At 73.2% G+C, this 17,568-nt stretch carries 13 protein-coding genes; 6 read left to right on the top strand and 7 right to left on the bottom strand.

Going from position 1 to position 17,568, the window contains the following annotated elements; genetic code table 11:
• The first annotated feature begins 1 nt into the window (after position 1).
• The 6 genes from ABD331_RS16555 to ABD331_RS16580 all read left to right on the top strand — a co-directional run bounded on the left by ABD331_RS16555 (position 2) and on the right by ABD331_RS16580 (position 9,978).
• A complete protein-coding gene (locus tag ABD331_RS16555; RefSeq protein ID WP_344475473.1) occupies positions 2-1,714 on the top strand; it encodes a thiamine pyrophosphate-binding protein in 1,713 nt (570 codons plus the stop codon).
• On the top strand, positions 1,711-3,177 hold the full coding sequence (locus tag ABD331_RS16560) for an aldehyde dehydrogenase family protein (protein WP_344475475.1): 1,467 nt from the start codon (positions 1,711-1,713) through the stop codon (positions 3,175-3,177). The genes ABD331_RS16555 and ABD331_RS16560 overlap by 4 nt, the downstream gene beginning before the upstream one ends.
• A 103-nt stretch (positions 3,178-3,280) precedes the next feature.
• Positions 3,281-4,306 (top strand): LacI family DNA-binding transcriptional regulator, encoded by a 1,026-nt coding sequence (locus ABD331_RS16565; RefSeq protein WP_344475477.1) that lies wholly within the window; start codon positions 3,281-3,283, stop codon positions 4,304-4,306.
• On the top strand, positions 4,303-6,306 hold the full coding sequence (locus tag ABD331_RS16570) for a beta-galactosidase (RefSeq protein ID WP_344475479.1): 2,004 nt from the start codon (positions 4,303-4,305) through the stop codon (positions 6,304-6,306). The genes ABD331_RS16565 and ABD331_RS16570 overlap by 4 nt, the downstream gene beginning before the upstream one ends.
• Complete coding sequence (yicI, locus tag ABD331_RS16575; RefSeq protein ID WP_344475480.1) at positions 6,303-8,582, top strand: alpha-xylosidase; 2,280 nt, start codon at positions 6,303-6,305, stop codon at positions 8,580-8,582. The genes ABD331_RS16570 and yicI overlap by 4 nt, the downstream gene beginning before the upstream one ends.
• 1 nt (position 8,583) lies before the next feature.
• Complete coding sequence (locus ABD331_RS16580) at positions 8,584-9,978, top strand: GH1 family beta-glucosidase (protein ID WP_344475482.1); 1,395 nt, start codon at positions 8,584-8,586, stop codon at positions 9,976-9,978.
• A gap of 10 nt (positions 9,979-9,988) precedes the next feature.
• Here ABD331_RS16580 and ABD331_RS16585 read toward each other — a convergent pair whose 3' ends face one another.
• The 7 genes from ABD331_RS16585 to ABD331_RS16615 form a co-directional block, all read right to left on the bottom strand.
• Positions 9,989-10,822 (bottom strand): SAM-dependent methyltransferase, encoded by an 834-nt coding sequence (locus ABD331_RS16585; protein WP_344475484.1) that lies wholly within the window; start codon positions 10,820-10,822, stop codon positions 9,989-9,991.
• Between the two features lie 88 nt (positions 10,823-10,910).
• Positions 10,911-11,948 (bottom strand): hypothetical protein, encoded by a 1,038-nt coding sequence (locus tag ABD331_RS16590; RefSeq protein ID WP_344475485.1) that lies wholly within the window; start codon positions 11,946-11,948, stop codon positions 10,911-10,913.
• Between the two features lie 55 nt (positions 11,949-12,003).
• The gene (locus ABD331_RS16595; RefSeq protein WP_344475487.1) at positions 12,004-12,639 is read right to left on the bottom strand and encodes a nitroreductase family protein; all 636 of its coding nucleotides are present in this window, start codon (positions 12,637-12,639) and stop codon (positions 12,004-12,006) included.
• A gap of 15 nt (positions 12,640-12,654) precedes the next feature.
• Positions 12,655-13,839, bottom strand: a complete 1,185-nt coding sequence (locus ABD331_RS16600; RefSeq protein WP_344475489.1) for a globin domain-containing protein — start codon at positions 13,837-13,839, stop codon at positions 12,655-12,657.
• Between the two features lie 46 nt (positions 13,840-13,885).
• Positions 13,886-14,347 (bottom strand): RrF2 family transcriptional regulator, encoded by a 462-nt coding sequence (locus ABD331_RS16605; RefSeq protein ID WP_344475491.1) that lies wholly within the window; start codon positions 14,345-14,347, stop codon positions 13,886-13,888.
• Between the two features lie 41 nt (positions 14,348-14,388).
• Complete coding sequence (locus ABD331_RS16610) at positions 14,389-15,492, bottom strand: glycoside hydrolase family 53 protein (protein WP_344475493.1); 1,104 nt, start codon at positions 15,490-15,492, stop codon at positions 14,389-14,391.
• Positions 15,493-15,500: 8 nt separating this feature from the next.
• Positions 15,501-17,486: a beta-galactosidase gene (locus ABD331_RS16615; protein ID WP_344475495.1), complete on the bottom strand. Its 1,986-nt coding sequence runs from the start codon at positions 17,484-17,486 to the stop codon at positions 15,501-15,503.
• Positions 17,487-17,568 lie beyond the last annotated feature (82 nt).

Raw genomic sequence — 17,568 nt, forward strand, 5'->3', positions numbered from 1 at the left:
CGTGAACGGGGCCGGACTCGTGGTGGAGGTGCTCGCCGCGGAGGGCGTCTCCCAGGTGTACGGGATCCCGGGCACCACGATCATGGACCTGCTCGACGCGCTCGCCCGCCAGGACGGGATCCGCTACCTGTCGGTCCGGCACGAGCAGGTGGCCGCCTCGATGGCCGACGGCTTCTCCCGCGGTTCCGGCCGGCTCGGGGTGTGCGTCGCCTCGCGCGGCCCCGGCGCGATGAACCTGGCCACCGCCGTGGGCAACGCCTTCGACGAGTCCGTCCCGCTGCTCGCCCTCGTCGGGCAGGTGCCGGGGGACGTGGCGGGGCGCGGCGCGTTCGAGGAGCTGGACGTGCTGACGCTGTTCCGGCCGATCACCCGGTGGCAGGTGCAGATCGACCGCGCCGACCGCATTCCCGAGCTGCTGCAGCGCGCGGTCCGCCGGGCCGTGTCGGGCCGTCCCGGGCCCGTGCTGGTGTCGCTGCCCTTGGACGTGCTGCGCGCCGGCGTCGAGGCCCGGCCGCAGCCCCGCTTCCGTCCCGGCCTGCCCCGCCCGGCAGCCGCGGACGCCAGGACCGCCGCCCGCGTCCTCGCCCAGGCCGAGCGCCCCGCCGTGCTCATCGGCGGCGGGGTCCGCACGGCCCCCGCAGCGGGCGATCCGGACGCGGGCGGCTTCCCCGCCGCGAACGGCCCAGACGTGAGCGGCTTCCCCGCCCCCATCACCTCTCTGGTGGAAAAGCTCGGCGCGCCCGCCGTCACCACCTGGTCGCGCAAGAACCAGTTCCCCAACGACCACCCGAACTTCCTGGGATCCCTCGGCGCGGGCGCCCTCCCCGCCACCGAGCGCGCGATCAAGGAGGCGGACGCGCTCCTGGCGCTCGGCTGCCGCTTCTCGGAGTTCACCACCAAGCGCTGGACGCTGCTCTCCCCCGGCACCCGACTCGTGCACGTGGACATCGACCCGGACGAGCTGGGCAAGGTGTACCCGCCGGAGATCGCCCTGCACGCCGACGCGACCCTGGCGGCGGCCGACCTCCTCACCGCGATGAACGGCACCGCGTCCGCACCGGACTGGCTGCGCGGACTCCGCGCCGCCTACACCCGCGACCGCCGCCTCCCCGACGCCGCCCCGCCACCCCCCGGCACGGTCGCGACGGCGGCCCTCGTCCGCGCCCTCGCCGAGACGCTCACCCGCACCCCCGCCACCCTGGTCGTGGACGCCCCCAGCACCGGCGTCTGGATCCAGCGCCACCTCGACTTCACCCGCCCCGGCAGCCACTTCGCCTCCTCGGGCGGCGCGATGGCCTGGGGTTTCCCCGCGGCTCTCGGCATCCAGCTCGCCCGCCCCCACGAGCGGGTGATCTGCCTCAGCGGTGACGGCAGCTTCTGGATGGTGGCTCAGGACCTGGAGACGGCCGTCCGCGAGAGCATCCCGGTGGTCACCGTGGTGGCGAACAACTACGCGTACGGCAACACCAGGGACCGCCAGCGCACCGCCCACCAAGCCCGATATTTCGGAGTCTTCTATGACAACCCAGATCTGGCCGGTTTCGCCCGGCTGCACGGCGCCCACGGTGAGCGCGTGACCTGCGGCGCCGACCTCGTACCCGCCCTGGAGCGGGCCCTCGCGTCAGGAAAGCCGGCGATCGTGGACGTCGTGCAGGACCGGCACGAGGGCCTGCCCCCGGGCGTCGTCCCGCTGCCCGCGGGCAGGCCCCGGTGAAGAGCCCGCGTGATCATCAGTGGCGCATGCTGGTCGGCGGCGCGCTGGTGACGAGCGTCAGCGGGCGCACGTACGAGGTGGCCGACCCCAGCACGGAGGGGTACCTCGCCCGCGTGCCCGACGGCGGCAAGGACGACGTGGAGGCGGCCTACCAGGCGGCGGCCCGCGCGTTCCCCGCCTGGCGCGCCACGCCGCCGCGCGAGCGGGCCGCGATCCTGCGCCGCCTGGCCGCGACGCTGCGCGAGCACCGGGAGGAGCTGGCCACCCTGGACGCCCTCGACCTGGGCAGCCCGTACCGGGAGATGCTGCTGGACGTGGAGCGGGCCGCGGAGTCGCTGGAGCTGTTCGCCGACTGCGCGCTGGAGCTGCGCGGCGAGGTGATCCCGGCCAGCGCCGAGCACCTGCACTACACGGTGCGCGAGCCGTACGGGGTGGTCGGGCGGATCCTGCCGTTCAACCATCCGATCATGTTCGCGGCGGGGAAGATCGCGGCGCCGCTGGTCGCGGGGAACACGGTCATCGTCAAGCCCGCCCACCAGACCCCGCTGTCGGCGCTGCGCATGGGCGAGCTGTTCGGCGGGACGCTGCCGCCGGGCGTGCTGAACGTGGTGACCGGCGTCGGCCCCGGCCCGGGGGCGGCCATCGCCGCGCATCCGGGCATCCGGCGCATCGCGTTCATCGGCGGCGAACGCACGGGCCGGGCCATCCAGGAGGGCGCGGCCTGGGCGGCGGTCAAGCACGTCACGCTGGAGCTGGGCGGCAAGAACGCCATGGTCGTCTTCCCCGACGCCGACCTGGAGGCCGCCGCCAGGGGCGCCGTCCAGGGCATGAACCTGACGGCCAGCACCGGCCAGTCGTGCGGCTCCACCTCCCGCCTGCTGCTGCACGCGAGCATCGCGGGCGAGGTGACGGCGCGGGTCCGCGACCTGATGCGCGCCCTGCGCGTCGGCCCGGCCCTCGACCCTGACACGGACGTGGGCCCGCTGGTCTCGGCCGCGCACGCCGCGCGCGTCCTGGCCGCCGTCCGCACCGCCGAGGACGAGGGCGCCGTCGTCGCCACCGGCGGCCGGCGCCCCCCGCACCTCGACCGGGGCCACTTCGTCGAGCCCACGCTGCTGACCGGGGTCACGCAGGACATGCGCGCGGCCGGCGAGGAGATCTTCGGGCCGGTGCTGAGCGTGCTGACGTTCGCGACGGAGGAGGAGGCGCTGCGCCTGGCCAACGCCGTCGATTACGGCCTGACCGCATCCGTGTGGACCCGCGACCTGGTCCGCGCCCACCGGTTCGCGGCGGGCTTCGAGGCGGGGTTCGTGTGGGTGAACGGGGTGTCGCGGCACTTCCCCGGGGTGCCGTACGGCGGGGTGAAGGCGTCGGGGGTGGGGCGTGAGGAGAGCGTGGAGGAGCTGCTCGGTTTCACGCAGACGAAGGCGGTGACGATCTTCGGTGCGGGGGAGGCGCGGTAGGCCCAGTTTCGGGCCTCCGAATTCACCCCATTGACATCCCCGCAAATCGGACTTTAGCGTGGTTCGAAACGTTTCGACCCGCCACAACGGTCCCCGGAGCACCATGACCTCTCTGCGTGACGTGGCCGAGCGCGCCCGGGTGGCCGTGAGCACCGCGTCCGCCGCGCTCAACGGCACCCGTCCGGTGGCGGCGGCGACCAGGCGGCGGGTCGAGCGGGCGGCGGCCGAGCTGGGTTACCGGCCCAACCTGCTGGCCCGGGGCCTGCAGAGCAAGCGCACCCGCATCCTGGCCCTGCTGTTCCCCGCGCCGCGCGGCGGTTTCGGGCTGACCGAGATGCAGTTCGCGACCGGCGCCGCCGAGGCGGCCGGCGAGCTGGGGTATCACCTGCTGCTGTCCCCCGAGAGCGCCGGCCCCATCGAGGAGCTGCGGCACCTCACCGGCCTGGGGCTGGTGGACGGGGTGCTGCTGATGGAGGTGGCGCTGGACGACGAGCGGCCACGGTTCCTGGCCGAGGCCGGGGTGCCGTTCGCGATGATCGGGCGGACGCGGGAGCCCGGCACGATCGACTACGCCGACATCGACTTCGCCGCCACCGCCAGGGACGCGGTGGCGCACGTGGCCGGGCTGGGGCATCGCAAGCTGGCCCTGTTCAACCTGGCCGAGGACGGGCACCCGGCCGGGTACGGCCCCGCCGTCCGCGCCGGTGAGGAGTTCGCCCGGGCCGCGCGGGAACGGGGGCTGGCCTACGTGGCGGGTTTCCGTCCCGGCTCGGCCGAGGAGGGCGGCAAGGCGTTCGACGACCTGCTCGACGCCCATCCGGACGTGACGGCGCTGGCCGTGATGGACGACCGCGCGGCGGTCGGCGTGATCACCGCCGTGGCCCGGCGCGGCCTGCGCATACCCGAGGACCTGACGCTGCTGCTGGTGCTGTCGTCGGCGCGGGTGGCCGAGATGTTCCACCCCCGGCTCACGACGCTGGAACCGCCCAGCACGGAGCTGGGCCGGCTCGGCGCCCGCATGCTCATTGACCGGTTGCAGGGTGACGGGCCGCCGCGACAGCGGCTCGTGCCCTGCCGTCTGGTGGTCGGGGACAGCTCCGCGCCACCGCGTGAAGGGGGCGGATCTTGACACTCGGGACGCACACGGTGACCGAGGGCCGTGGGCTGCTGTTCGGCGGGGACTACAACCCGGAGCAGTGGCCGGAGGAGGTGTGGGAGCAGGACGCCAAGCTGATGCGGGACGCCGGGGTCAACCTGGTGACGGTCGGCGTGTTCAGCTGGGCGCGGCTGGAGCCGGAGCCGGGCAGGCACGACTTCGGCTGGCTGGACCGGGTGCTCGACCTGATGGGCGGGCACGGCATCGCGGTGGACCTGGCGATCCCGACGGCCTCGCCGCCGCCGTGGCTGGGGCACCGCTGGCCGGAGACCCTGCCGGTGGACGAGGGCGGCCACCGGCTCTGGTACGGCTCCCGCAACCAGTTCTGCCCTTCTTCGGCCCTTTATCGGGAGCGCTCCCAGTCGATCACGACCGCGCTGGCCGAGCGGTACGCCGGCCATCCGGCGCTGGCCATGTGGCACGTCGGCAACGAGTACGGCGAGGTCTGCCACTGCGACGAGTCCGCGGCGGCGTTCCGCGCCTGGCTGCGTGATCGCTACGGCGACCTGGCCACGCTCAACGAGGCGTGGGGCACCACGTTCTGGAGCCAGGGCTACGCCGACTGGGCCGAGGTGGTGCCGCCGCGCCGCGCCCCGTACATCATCAACCCCAGCCAGCGCCTCGACTGGTGGCGTTTCTGCTCGGGCGAGCTGCTCGGCCACTTCCGCGAGCAGCGCGACATCCTGCGCGCCCGCACCCCGGGCGTGCCGGTCACCACGAACTTCATGGGCTTCTTCAAGCGGGTGGACTACTGGTCGTTCGCCGGCGAGCAGGACGTCGTCTCCAACGACTGCTATCCGGAGCCGGGCAACCCGCTCACCCCGGCCAGGACGGCCCTCACCCACGACCTGATGCGCGGCCTGGCCGGCGGGCGGCCGTGGCTGCTGATGGAGCAGTCCACCAGCGCCGTCAACTGGCGCGAGCACAACCTGCCCAAGCCGCCCGGCCAGTTCCGGCTGGAGTCGCTGCAGGCGGTCGCGCGCGGCGCGGACGGCTTGTGCTACTTCCAGTGGCGGGCCTCCCGGTTCGGCGCCGAGCGCTTCCACGCCGCGATGGTGCCGCACGCGGGCGCGGACACGCGGCTGCACGCCGCGGTGCGCGAGCACGGGCAGGAGCTGCGCACGCTCGCCGGGGTGGCGGGCGAGCCGGTGCCCGCGCGGGTGGCGATGGTGTTCGGCTGGGAGAGCTGGTGGGCGCTCGAAGAGCGCGGCCGGCCCAGCGACCGGCTCAACGCGGTGGACCAGCTCCTCAGCTACTACGTGCCGTTCTTCGAGCGCGGGGTGAGCGTGGACGTGGTGCCGCCCGGCGCGGACCTGTCGGCGTACGCGCTGGTCGTGGTGCCGAACCTGTTCCTGGTGAGCGACGAGCACGCCGCGGCGCTGACGGCGTACGTGAACGGCGGCGGCGTGCTGGTGGTCGGCCCGTTCTCGGGCGTCGCGGACCCGAACGCGCACGTGCGGACCGGCAGGTTCCCCGTGCCGCTGCGCGCGGTGCTGGGCGCCTCCGGCGAGGAGTGGCAGCCCGTGCCGGGGCCCGTCGCCTGCTCCTGGCAGGGCGGGGCGGGATTCCAGGCGGAGAACTGGACCGAGCTGTTGCGGGCGGAGGGCGCCGAGGTGGTGGCCGAGTTCGCCGAGGGCGACCTGGCCGGGCGGCCGGCGATCCTGCGCCACCCGTCCGGGGAGGGCGTCGCCTGGTACGTCGGCACGATGCCCGAGCCCGCCGCGCTGTCCGCGCTGGCCGGGCGGGCGCTGGCCGACGCGGGCGTGCGCGGCGTGCTGCCCGGCCTGCCGCAGGGCGTCGAGGCGGTGCGCCGCGGCGAGGTGCTGTTCCTGCTCAACCACGGCGCCGCCACGGTCCGCGTGCCGATCCCCGAGCCGGGGGTGGACCTGCTGACCGGCTCCCCCGCCGAAGATCACGTCACGCTGGCGCCGCGCGCCGTCGTCGCCCTGCGCCCGGAGGTCGTCCCGGCATGAAGTTCAAGGACGGCTACTGGCGGATGCGGGCGGGCGTGCGCGGCGACTACGCCGCCGCCGCGCACGACGTGACCGCGCGGGACGGCTCGCTACGCGTCCTCGCGCCGACGCGGGAGATCAGCCGCCGCGGCGACACCATCGACGGGCCGGTCCTGCGGGTGGACCTGTCCTCGCCGATGCCGGACGTGATCCGCGTCCGCACGGTGCACTTCGCCGGGTCCGTGCCGGCCTCCCCCGCCTTCGCCGTGCGCGACGACCGGCCGGAGGTGAAGATCGCCGTGGACGCCGAGGAGGCCGCCCTGACCAGCGGCGACCTCACCGTCCGGGTGCGCAGGGACGCGCCGTGGGAGATGACGTTCAGCGCGGGCGGCCGGGAGCTGACCCGCAGCGCGGGCAAGAGCCTGGGCGTCATGCGCGACCCCGGCGACCGGCACTTCATGGTCGAGCAGCTCCGCCTGAGCGTGGGCGAGTTGGTGTACGGCCTCGGCGAGCGCTTCGGCCCCCTCGTCCGCAACGGCCAGTCCGTGGACGTCTGGAACGAGGACGGCGGCACCAGCAGCGAGATCGCCTACAAGAACGTGCCCTTCTACCTGACGAACCGGGGTTACGGGGTGTTCGTCAACCATCCGGGCAGGGTGTCGTTCGAGGTCGGCTCGGAGACGGTGTCGCGGGTGCAGTTCAGCGCCGAGGGGCACGACCTGGAGTACCTGATCATCCACGGCCCGTCGCCCGCCGACATCCTGCGCCGCTACACGGCGCTGACCGGCCGCCCGGCGCTGCCGCCCGCCTGGTCGTTCGGGCTGTGGCTGTCCACCTCGTTCACCACGGACTACGACGAGGCGACGGTGACGTCGTTCGTGGACGGGATGGCCGGGCGGGACCTGCCGCTGAGCGTCTTCCACTTCGACTGCTTCTGGATGCGGCGGTTCCGGTGGTGCGACTTCGCGTGGGACCCGGAGGTGTTCCCCGACCCCGAGGGCATGCTGCGCCGGTTGAAGGAGCGCGGCCTGCGGGTGTGCCTGTGGATCAACCCGTACATCGGGCAGGCGTCGGAGCTGTTCGAGGAGGGCGCGGCGGCCGGGCATCTGCTGCGCAGGCCCGACGGGACGGTCTGGCAGGACGATCACTGGCAGGCCGGGCGCGCGCTGGTGGACTTCACCTCGCCCGCCGCCCGCGAGTGGTACGCGGGCAAGCTGCGCGAGCTGCTCGACATGGGGGTGGACGCGTTCAAGACCGATTTCGGCGAGCGCGTCCCCACCGACGTGGTCTACGCCGACGGCTCCGACCCCGGGCGGATGCACAACTACTACAGCCTTCTGTACAACCAGACCGTGCACGACGTGCTGGCCGAGCGGCGCGGGCCTGGCGAGGTGGTGCTGTTCGCCCGGTCGGCCACGGTCGGCGGGCAGCGGCTGCCGGTGCACTGGGGCGGCGACTGCGAGTCGACGTTCGAGGCGATGGCCGAGTCGCTGCGCGGCGGGCTGTCGCTCGGCCTGGGCGGGTTCGGGTTCTGGAGCCACGACATCGGCGGCTTCGAGGGGCGGCCCGATCCGGCCGTGTTCAAGCGGTGGGTGGCGTTCGGGCTGCTGTCGTCGCACAGCCGCCTGCACGGCAGCGGCTCCTACCGGGTGCCGTGGCTGTTCGACGAGGAGTCCGTGGACGTGCTGCGGGCCTTCACCAAGCTCAAGGCGCGGCTGATGCCGTACCTGTACGGGGCCGCCGTGCAGGCCGCGGCCGAGGGGCTGCCGATGATGCGGGCCATGCACCTGGAGTTCCCCGGTGACCGGGCCTGCGAGCACCTGGACGCCCAGTACATGCTGGGCCCCGACCTGCTGGTGGCGCCCGTGCTGTCGGCGGACGGGGAGATCTCGTACTACGTGCCCGAGGGGGTGTGGACCCGGCTGCTCGGCGGCGGGACCGTCAGCGGGCCCGGCTGGCGTACCGAGCGGCACGGGTTCGACAGCCTGCCGCTGCTGGTGCGGCCGGGCGCGGTGCTCGCGACCGGCGCCCGCGACGACCGGCCCGACTACGACTACGCCGACGGCGTCACCCTTGACGCCTACCACCTCGCCGACGGCGCCACCCGCGCCGTCACCGTCCCCGCGCTCGACGGCGGCCCCGCGGCCGTCTTCGAGGTGTCCCGCCGGGGCGACCGGCTGAGCGCCCGCCGGGCCGGCGGCGCACCGGCCCCCTGGAGCCTCCGGCACGCGTCGGCGCACGCCGCCGCGTCCCCCGACACCGACCACATCGAGATCACGCTCAGCGTCAAGGAGTGACATGCCTGCCTTCCCCGAGAACTTCCTGTGGGGCACAGCCACAGCCGCCTACCAGGTCGAGGGGGCCTGGAACGAGGACGGCCGCGGCCCGTCCATCTGGGACACCTTCTCCCACACGCCCGGCCTGGTCGCCAACGGCGACACCGGGGACGAGGCCTGCGACCACTACCACCGCCTGGAGGAGGACCTCGACCTCCTGGCCGGGCTGGGCGTCGGCGCCTACCGCTTCTCCATCTCCTGGCCGCGCGTGCAGCCGGGCGGCAGCGGCGCGCTCAACCGGCCCGGCGTGGACTTCTACAACCGGCTCGTGGACGGGCTGCTGGCCAGGGACATCGCCCCGGTGGCCACGCTCTACCACTGGGACCTGCCGCAGGAGCTGGAGGACGCGGGCGGCTGGCCGGAGCGCGAGACGGCGCTGCGCTTCGCCGAGTACGCCCGCCTCATGGGCGAGGAGCTGGGCGACCGGGTCCGCACCTGGATCACGCTGAACGAGCCGTGGTGCTCGGCCTACCTGGGCTACGCCTCCGGCGTGCACGCCCCGGCGCGCACCGACGCCGCCGCCGCGCTGGCCGCCCTGCACCACCTGAACCTGGGCCACGGCCTGGCCGTGCAGGCGCTGCGCTCGACCGCCGCCAGGGGCGCGCAGATGTCGGTCACGCTCAACCTGCACCACGTGCGCGGCGTGTCCGAGCGTGACGCCGACGCGGTGCGGCGCGCGGACGCGCTGGCCAACCGGGCCTTCCTCGGCCCGATGCTGGAGGGCGCCTACCCGCGCGACCTGATCGCCGACACGGCGAAGGTGACCGACTGGTCGTTCGTCCGCGACGGCGACGAGGCCGCCGCCTGCCAGCCGCTGGACGTGCTCGGCGTCAACTACTACAACCCGACGCTGGTGCGGCAGTGGGACGGCGGCGGCGCCAGGGAGACCGCCGACGGGCACCAGGACGGGGCCGCCTCGCCCTGGATCGCCTGCGAGGACATCGAGTTCGTCAAGCAGCCCGGCCCGTACACCGAGATGGGCTGGAACATCGACGAGACCGGCCTGACCGAGCTGCTGCTGCGCCTGCACCGCGACTACCCCGACCTGCCGACGATGATCACGGAGAACGGCGCCGCGTTCCCCGACCCGGTCTCCGCCGACGGGGTGGTGCACGACGCCGACCGCGTCGACTACCTGCACCGCCACCTGACGGCGGTCAGCGAGGCGATCGCGGGTGGCGCGGACGTGCGCGGCTACTTCGTGTGGTCGCTGATGGACAACTTCGAGTGGGCGCACGGCTACGCCAAGCGGTTCGGCATCGTCCGCGTGGACCGCGAGACGATGGCGCGCACCTGGAAGGACAGCGCCCACTGGTACCGCGACGTGGTCGCCACCGGCAAGCTGCCGGTGGCCTGACCCGCTTCCGCTACGGCTTGCGTGCCACGCCGCCGACGAAGGTGTGGTACGTGATGCCGGGCGCGGCCTGGTGGTCCCCCGTCTCCGGACGCCATTCCGGGAGCGGCACCAGGCCGGGCTCCACCAGCTCCAGCCCGTCGAAGTAGGCCAGGATCTCCTCGCGCCTGCGCCACCGGCCGGTGCCGAGGTGCTCGTTGAAGAGCTTCTCCGCCGTGAAGGCCTGCTCCGAGACCTCGGGGTGGGCCTGCATCGGGTTGTGGAAGTGCGAGATCACCACGTGGCTGCCGGCGGCCAGCGGCCGGATGAGCCTGGCGGCGATGCCGGCCGGGTCCTCCTCGTCCTTGAGGTGGTGCAGGAGGCCGAACAGCAGCAGCCCGACCGGCTCGGTGAAGTCGATGAGCGCGCGGGTGCGCGGGTCGTCGAGGATCTTCTCGGGCTCGCGGGCGTCGGCGTCGACGATCGTGGTGGTCTCGTCCACGGCCAGCAGGGCGCGGCCGTGGGCGAGCACGATGGGGTCGTGGTCGACGTAGACGACGTGCGCGCCCGGCGTGACGGACTGGGCGACCTCGTGCACGTTGCCCTGCGTGGGCAGGCCGGAGCCGATGTCCAGGAACTGGCGGATGCCCGCGTCAGCGGCCAGGTAGCGCACCGTGCGGCGGAGGAACTCGCGGTTGGCCAGGGCGGCCTCGGGCGCGTCGGGCGCGATCCGCAGCGCCGCCTGCGCCACGTGCCGGTCGACCTCGTAGTTGTCCTTGCCGCCGAGCATGAAGTCGTAGACGCGGGCGACGCTCGGCTTGCTGGTGTCTATCCCGCCGGGCGCGCTTTCCTGCTCGTTTCCTGCCACTTCGGGCTCCTCGCTGGGTCAGGGGGTCAGCGCGATGATCCTAAAGTGGAGCACCAGGTCCGGGCGGGGATTTCAGGAGGATTTAAGATTATCCGCGCAGTTCCTCCCGCAGCAGGCGCGCGGCGCCCGCCATCGCCCGCATCTTGCCCTCCGCCGAACGCCTGGGCAGGTACTTCATCCCGCAGTCCGTGGCGATGACGATCCGCTCGGGCGGCACCCGCTCGAACGCCCCGCGCACCCGCCCCGCCACCACCTCCACGGGCTCCACCTCGGGCGTGGACAGGTCGATCACGCCGAGCACCACCGTCTTGTCCTTCAGGTCGGACAGCACCCCGAGGTCCAGCCCCGACTGCGCGGTCTCGATCGACACCTGCCGCACCGGGCATCCGGCCAGCTCCGGCAGGAACGAGTACGCCTCCGGCCGCTCGTGGATGATCGCCGCGTACCCGAAGCAGATGTGCACCGCCGTCATGCCGGTGATCCCGTCGAGCGCGGCGTTCAGCGCGGCCAGCCCGTACGCGCGCGCCGCGTCCGGCCTGGCCTGCATGTACGGCTCGTCGAGCTGCACGATGTCGGCCCCGGCGGCGAACAGGTCGCGGATCTCGACGTTGACGGCTGCCGCGTAGTCCATGGCGGCGGCCTCGGCGTCGGGGTAGAAGTCGTTCTGCGCCTGCTGGCTCATCGTGAACGGCCCCGGCACCGTCATCTTCACCACGCGGCCGGTGTGCGCGCGCAGGAACAGCAGGTCGTCCACCTCGACAGGCCGGGCCCGCCGGATGGGGCCGACGATGCGCGGCACCGGGTTCGGATGGCCGCTGCGGTCCAGGGCGGTGCCCGGGTCGTCCAGGTCGAGGCCCTCCAGGGCGGTCGCGAAGTGGTTGGAGTAGCTCTCGCGGCGGATCTCCCCGTCGGTGACGATGTCCAGCCCGGCCCGCTCCTGCGCCCTGATCGCCAGCTCGGTGGCGTCGTCCTGGGCCTGGCCGAGCAGCTCCGGCGGGATCCGCCACAGCTCCCTGGCCCGCACGCGCGGCGGGAACCGCCCGGCCAGCCCGGCCCGGTCGATCAGCCAGTCCGGCTGGGCGTAGCTCCCGACCAGCGACGTCGGCAGCAGCGGCAAGGAGATCACGGGGGCCCTCCCTCACGTCGGTCGTGACCTCCACTGTGCTCCCGCCGTGCGGGGCTTACCAGCCGTCGATGTGCAGCACCTCGTCCAGCGGCTGCCGCTTGGCCGGCTTGAAGGTCTCACCGGTGTAGTACGCGGTGGGCAGCAGCACGCCCTGCCTGACGTTCGCGGGCAGCCCGAGCAGCTCGGCCACCTCGCTCTCGTAGGCCAGGTGCAGCGACGTCCACGCCGAGCCGAGCCCTCGCGCGCGGGCGGCCAGCATGAAGCTCCACGCGGCCGGCAGCAGCGACCCCCACATCCCGGCCTGGTTGCCCTCGGGCAGCCCCGGCACGGCCATGCAGCCGATGACGTGCACCGGCACGTCGCCGAGGTGCTCGGCCAGGTACGCGGCGCTGTCGGAGACCCGCTGCTGGGTGGCCGCGCGCTCCGGGTCGTCCTTGAAGAGCTGCCTGGCGGAGCCGCCCGAGCCGTAGTAGGTGTTCCACGAGCGCGCGTAGTAGTCGCCGATCGCCTTGCGCTTGCCGGGGTCGGTGACCACGATCCAGTGCCAGGTCTGGGCGTTGCCGCCGCTGGGCGCCTGGAGGGCGATCTCCAGGCACTCCCTGATCAGCTCCATGGGGACGGGACGGGTGAGGTCGAGTCGCTTGCGTACGCTGCGCGTCGTGGTGAGCAGCTCGTCCGCTGAGATCGTCATGCGGCCATCATGCCCTCAGGCGGCGGCGAGCCACAGGTCAGGGCCGAACACCTCGTAGTGGATGTCGCGCGGCGCGACCCCGGCCCCGATCAGCCCGGCGCGCGCGGCCCGCATGAACGCGACAGGCCCGCACATGTAGACGATCGCGCCCTCGGGGATCTCGACCCCCGCCAGGTCCATGAGCCCGGCGCGGTCGCCCTCGCCGCTCTCGTACCAGAAGAGGCGCTCCCCGCCGGGCAGGGCGTCGGTGAGGCGCTCCATCTGCTCGCGCAGCGCGTGGTCGGCCCTGGCACGGTCGGCGTGCAGCACCAGCACCCTGCGCCCGGAGCCGGTGTCGGCCAGGTGGCGCAGCATCGCGGCGATCGGGGTGCAGCCGATGCCCGCCGAGACCAGGACGAGCGGCGCGTCGCCGTCCTCCAGCGCGACGTCGCCGAACGGCGCCGACAGGGTCAGCTCGTCGCCCTCGCGCACCGTGGCGTGCAGCAGCGTGGACACCTCGCCCTCCGGCCGCTCGCCGGCGCGCACCCGCTTGACCGTGATGCTGCGGTGCCCGTCCGCGCCGTGGCCGGACACCGAGTACTGGCGGAGCTGGCGCACGCCGTCGGGCATGGTCACGCGGACGCTGACGTACTGGCCGGGGCGGGCCGGCGGCACGGGGTCGTCGCCGACGGGGCGCAGCACCAGCGACATCGCGTCCGCGGTCTCCTCGCGCCGCTCGACCACCTGCCAGGGCCGCCAGGTCGCGCCGTCGCGCGCGCCCGCCTCGGCGTAGATGCGGGCCTCCATGGCGATCAGCGCGCCGGCCATCAGCCAGTAGACCTCGTCCCAGGCCGCCGCGACGTCGGGCGTGACGGCCTCGCCGAGCACCTCGGCGATGGCGCCGAACAGGTACTTGTGCACGATGACGTACTGGTCGTCGGTCACGCCCACCGCGGCGTGCTTGTGCGCGATGCGCGCCAGCAGCGCGTCGGGGCGCTCGCCCGGGCTGTTCAGCAGCGCGCCCGCGAAGGCCGCGACAGCGCCCGCCAGCGCCTTGCGCTGCTCGCCGCTGCGCTGGTTGCCGCGGTTGAACAGCCCGTCGAGCAGCTCGGGGTGGTCGGCGAACATGGTGTCGTAGAACCGCGCCGTGATCGTCTCCAGCTCGGCTCCGACGGCGGGAAGGGTGGCGCGGACGAGCTCCGCGGCCTTGGGGGACAGCATGGGGAACCTCCAGACAGGGCATTTAAATAAGCATCTGAGATTCATATTAAATTCCCGGGGTGCCGGCCCTGTCTCCGGGGGGTGTCAACGACAGCAGGACGGGCCCCGTCGGCGCGTCCACCAGCGACGCGACCGTGACCCCGTCGAGCGAGGCGAAGAACGCCTCCTGCGCCTGCCGCAGCGCGCCCCGCAACCGGCAGGCCGCCCGCAGCGGGCAGGGCACGTCGTCCTCACAGCCCACCACGTCACCCGCACCCTCCAGCTCCCGCACCAGCGCCCCCACGCTCGCGGCCCGCCCGGCCGCGGTGAGCTGCAGCCCGCCGCCCCGCCCGCGCCTGGCCTCCACCACGCCCAGCTCGCTCAGCCGGGCGACGGCCTTGGCCGCGTGGGTGTAGGGGACGGCGAGCATCCCGGCCGCGGCGCGGGTGGTGAGCAGGTCATCCGGCCGCGCCACGGCCAGGCGCATCACGATGCGCAGTGCGATGTCGGTGAAGGCGGTCAGGCGCATACCCCTACCGTATGGGCCGGGGACACGCCGGGAACACCAGGTCAGAGGCGGCCGAGCACCGCCATCGCGGGAAGCGCCCTGTCGCCGTAGTCGAACAGGGCCTGGTTCTCCCAGCCGTTGCCCGACGACGGGTCGGCCGGGTCCCAGCCGTTGCCCTTCACGCCCGTCCAGGTCGCCTCCCAGGTGAACAGGCCGAGGCCGCGCCCGTTCGGCACCGCGCGGACGATCTCGCCCACCTTGGCGAGCATCGCCGACTGCCCCTGCGGCGTGGCGGGGTAGCCGGGGTACGGCTCGGCGGCGGTGATGATGTTCGGCCAGCCGTCGTCGTCGGCCGTGGTGAACGGGTGCGCGGTCTCCACCACGACCACGGGCTTGCCGTACCTGGCGGCGACGTCGTTGAGATTGGACTGGAAGGCCGCCAGCGTGCCGTGCCAGTAGGAGTAGTACGACAGGCCGATCACGTCGTAGCGGATCCCGTTAGCGTTGGCGTTGTCGAACCACCACCGGTACAGGCCGTTGTCGCCGCCGTTGGCCAGGTGCAGCACGACCCGGGTCGAGCCGGAGACCGCCTTGACCGCGTCGTACCCGGCGTTCAGCAGCGCCGCCGTGTTCGGCCAGTTGGAGTTGGAGCCGTCCGGCCAGAGCAGGCCGCCGTTGATCTCGTTGCCGACCTGCACCATGTCGGCCGTGGTGCCCTGGTCGCGCAGCGCGTCGAGCACGTCGTAGGTGTGGTCGTACACGGCCTGCCTGAGCTGCGCGAACGGCAGCGCCTCCCACGCGGCGGGCTTGAACTGCTTGCCCGGGTCGGCCCAGGTGTCGGAGTAGTGGAAGTCGATGAGCAGGCCCATGCCGAGCGCCTTGACCCGCCTGGCCACCGGGAGCACCCGCGCCTTGGTGTTGTAGCCGTCGGCGGGGTTCACCCAGACCTTGAGCCTGATGTAGTTGAGCCCGGCCTGGGACAGGATGCGCAGCGCGTCGCCCCTGCGCCCGGCCGCGTCGCGGTAGACGCCGCCGAGCGCCTCGGACTTGGCGAGGCTGGAGACGTCCGCGCCCCTGATCTGGAGGCGGCCGGGCCCGGCCTGGGCGTGCGCGGGCGCGGCGAGGGCCGTGAGTAACAGCAGCGTGGTGAGGATGATGCGTTTCATCGGTCTCCCTAGGGTTGGGGGGTTTCCGCGACGACCACGACCGCTCCGGCCGGGACGGTGACCGGCCCGTCGTGCCGCACGCCGTCGAACACGCTCACGCCGCTCACCCCCTCGACCGTCACCGGCTGGTCGCCGTGGTTGATCAGGAAGACGTGGCCGCCTCTGCGCACCCGTTCGAGTGTGTCGGGCAGGCCGTGCGGACGGGACACGCCCGCGTGGTCGAGCACCTGCACGAGCAGCTCGCGCAGGCCGGTGACGGGGGCGGTGGCCAGGTACCAGGCGGCGCCCGCGCCGAGGTCGTGGCGGGTGACGGCGGGATGCCCCGCGTCGGGGCCCCCGGCGAACTCCCTGACCGTGACGGCCGCCGCCGGGCGGACCCGCTCCGACCAGACGCGCGCCACCTCTCCCCCGGTCAGCGTCACCGTCTCGTGCTCGCGCAGCGGGTGGAACTCCTCGATCGACAGGCCGAGCAGCTCGCGCAGCGCGCCGGGGTGGGCGCCCGGGTGGATGGTGTCGTGCTCGTCCACGATGCCGGAGAAGTACGACACGAGCAGGTGGCCGCCCGCTTCGACGTACCGGTGCAGGTTCTTGGCGGACGCCTCGGTCAGCAGGTACGAGCTGGGCGCCACCACCACCCGATACCCCGAAATATCAGCGGAAGGGTGGACGAAGTCCACCGTGACGTGCTCCCGCCACAGCGCCTCGTAGAAGGCGTCCACCCGCTCCCTGAACGTCAGGTCCACCGACGGCCGCCAGTCCAGCTCCAGCGCCCAGTACGACTCCCAGTCCCAGGCGATCGCCACCTCCGCCCGCACCCGGCTGCCCCGCAGGCCGGCGAGCTTGCGCAGGTCGGCGCCGAGCCGCACCACCTCGCGCCACTGCTCGGAGCCGGTCCCGGCGTGCGGCACCATCCCGGAGTGGAACTTCTCCGCGCCGAACCGCGAGGCCCTGAACTGGAAGAACAGCACGCTGTCCGAGCCTCTGGCGACGTGCGCGAGGCTGTTGCGGCGCATCTCGCCGGGGCGTTTGGCCAGGTTGCGCGGCTGCCAGTTGACGGCGCCCGCCGAGTGTTCCATCAGCATCCACGGCGCGCCGCCCGCCACCGACCGCGCCAGATCGGCGGACATGGCCAGGTCGATGTGGTTGTCGGGCCGCTCGGCCTGGAGGTAGTGGTCGTTGGCGATCACGTCCAGCTCGCGGGCCCACTGCCACAGGTCGGTGGACTTGCAGTTGACGGTGCCCGCGAAGTTGGTGGTGACCGGGATGCCGGGGGTCAGCTCGCGCAGGATGTCGCGTTGCAGCGCGTAGTGCTCGCGGTGCTGGCCGTCGCTGAAGCGGGCGTAGTCGAGGCGCTGGGCGGGGTTGACGGCGGTGTGGTTGGCGCGGGGGGCGTCGATCTCGGACCAGTCGGTGTAGGTCTGGCCCCAGAACGTGGCGCCCCAGGCGTCGTTAAGAGCGGAAATGTCGCGATATGTCTGGCGGAGCCAGGTGCGCCAGGCCGCCACGCTGTGCTCGCAGTAGCACTCGCCGAGCGGCGCGCCGTACTCGTTGTGCACGTGCCACATGACCACGGCGGGATGGCCCCTGTAGTGCTCGCCCAGCGCCCGCACCAGCCGCGCGGTCGCCTCGCGGAAGGCCGGGGCGCTGGAGCAGGCGCTCTGCCTGCCGCCGAACCCGATCCGCACGCCCTCCCTGGTCACCGGCAGCACGTCGGGATGACGGGCCACGAACCAGGCGGGCGGCGCGGCGGTCGGCGTGGCCAGGTCCACCGCGACGCCGCCGGCGTGCAGCCGGTCGATGATCTCGTCTAGCCAGCCGAACGTGAAACGCCCCTCCGCCGGCTCCATCAGCGCCCACGAGAACAGGCCCAGGCTGACCAGGTTCACCCCGGCCTCGCGCATGAGGGCCACGTCCTCTTCCAGGACCTCGCGCGGCCACTGCTCCGGGTTGTAGTCGCCGCCATAGGCGATCCCGGCAGGACGCTCCGGATACATCCATCCCCCTTGAAAGCTTCTGTGAACGTGCACAGTAAGCCGCACAGCGGCCCGAGGGGAACAGTTATCCCCAAATTTCATC

Origin of the sequence: Nonomuraea monospora, assembly GCF_039531895.1 — a bacterium.
GTDB lineage: Bacteria > Actinomycetota > Actinomycetes > Streptosporangiales > Streptosporangiaceae > Nonomuraea > Nonomuraea monospora.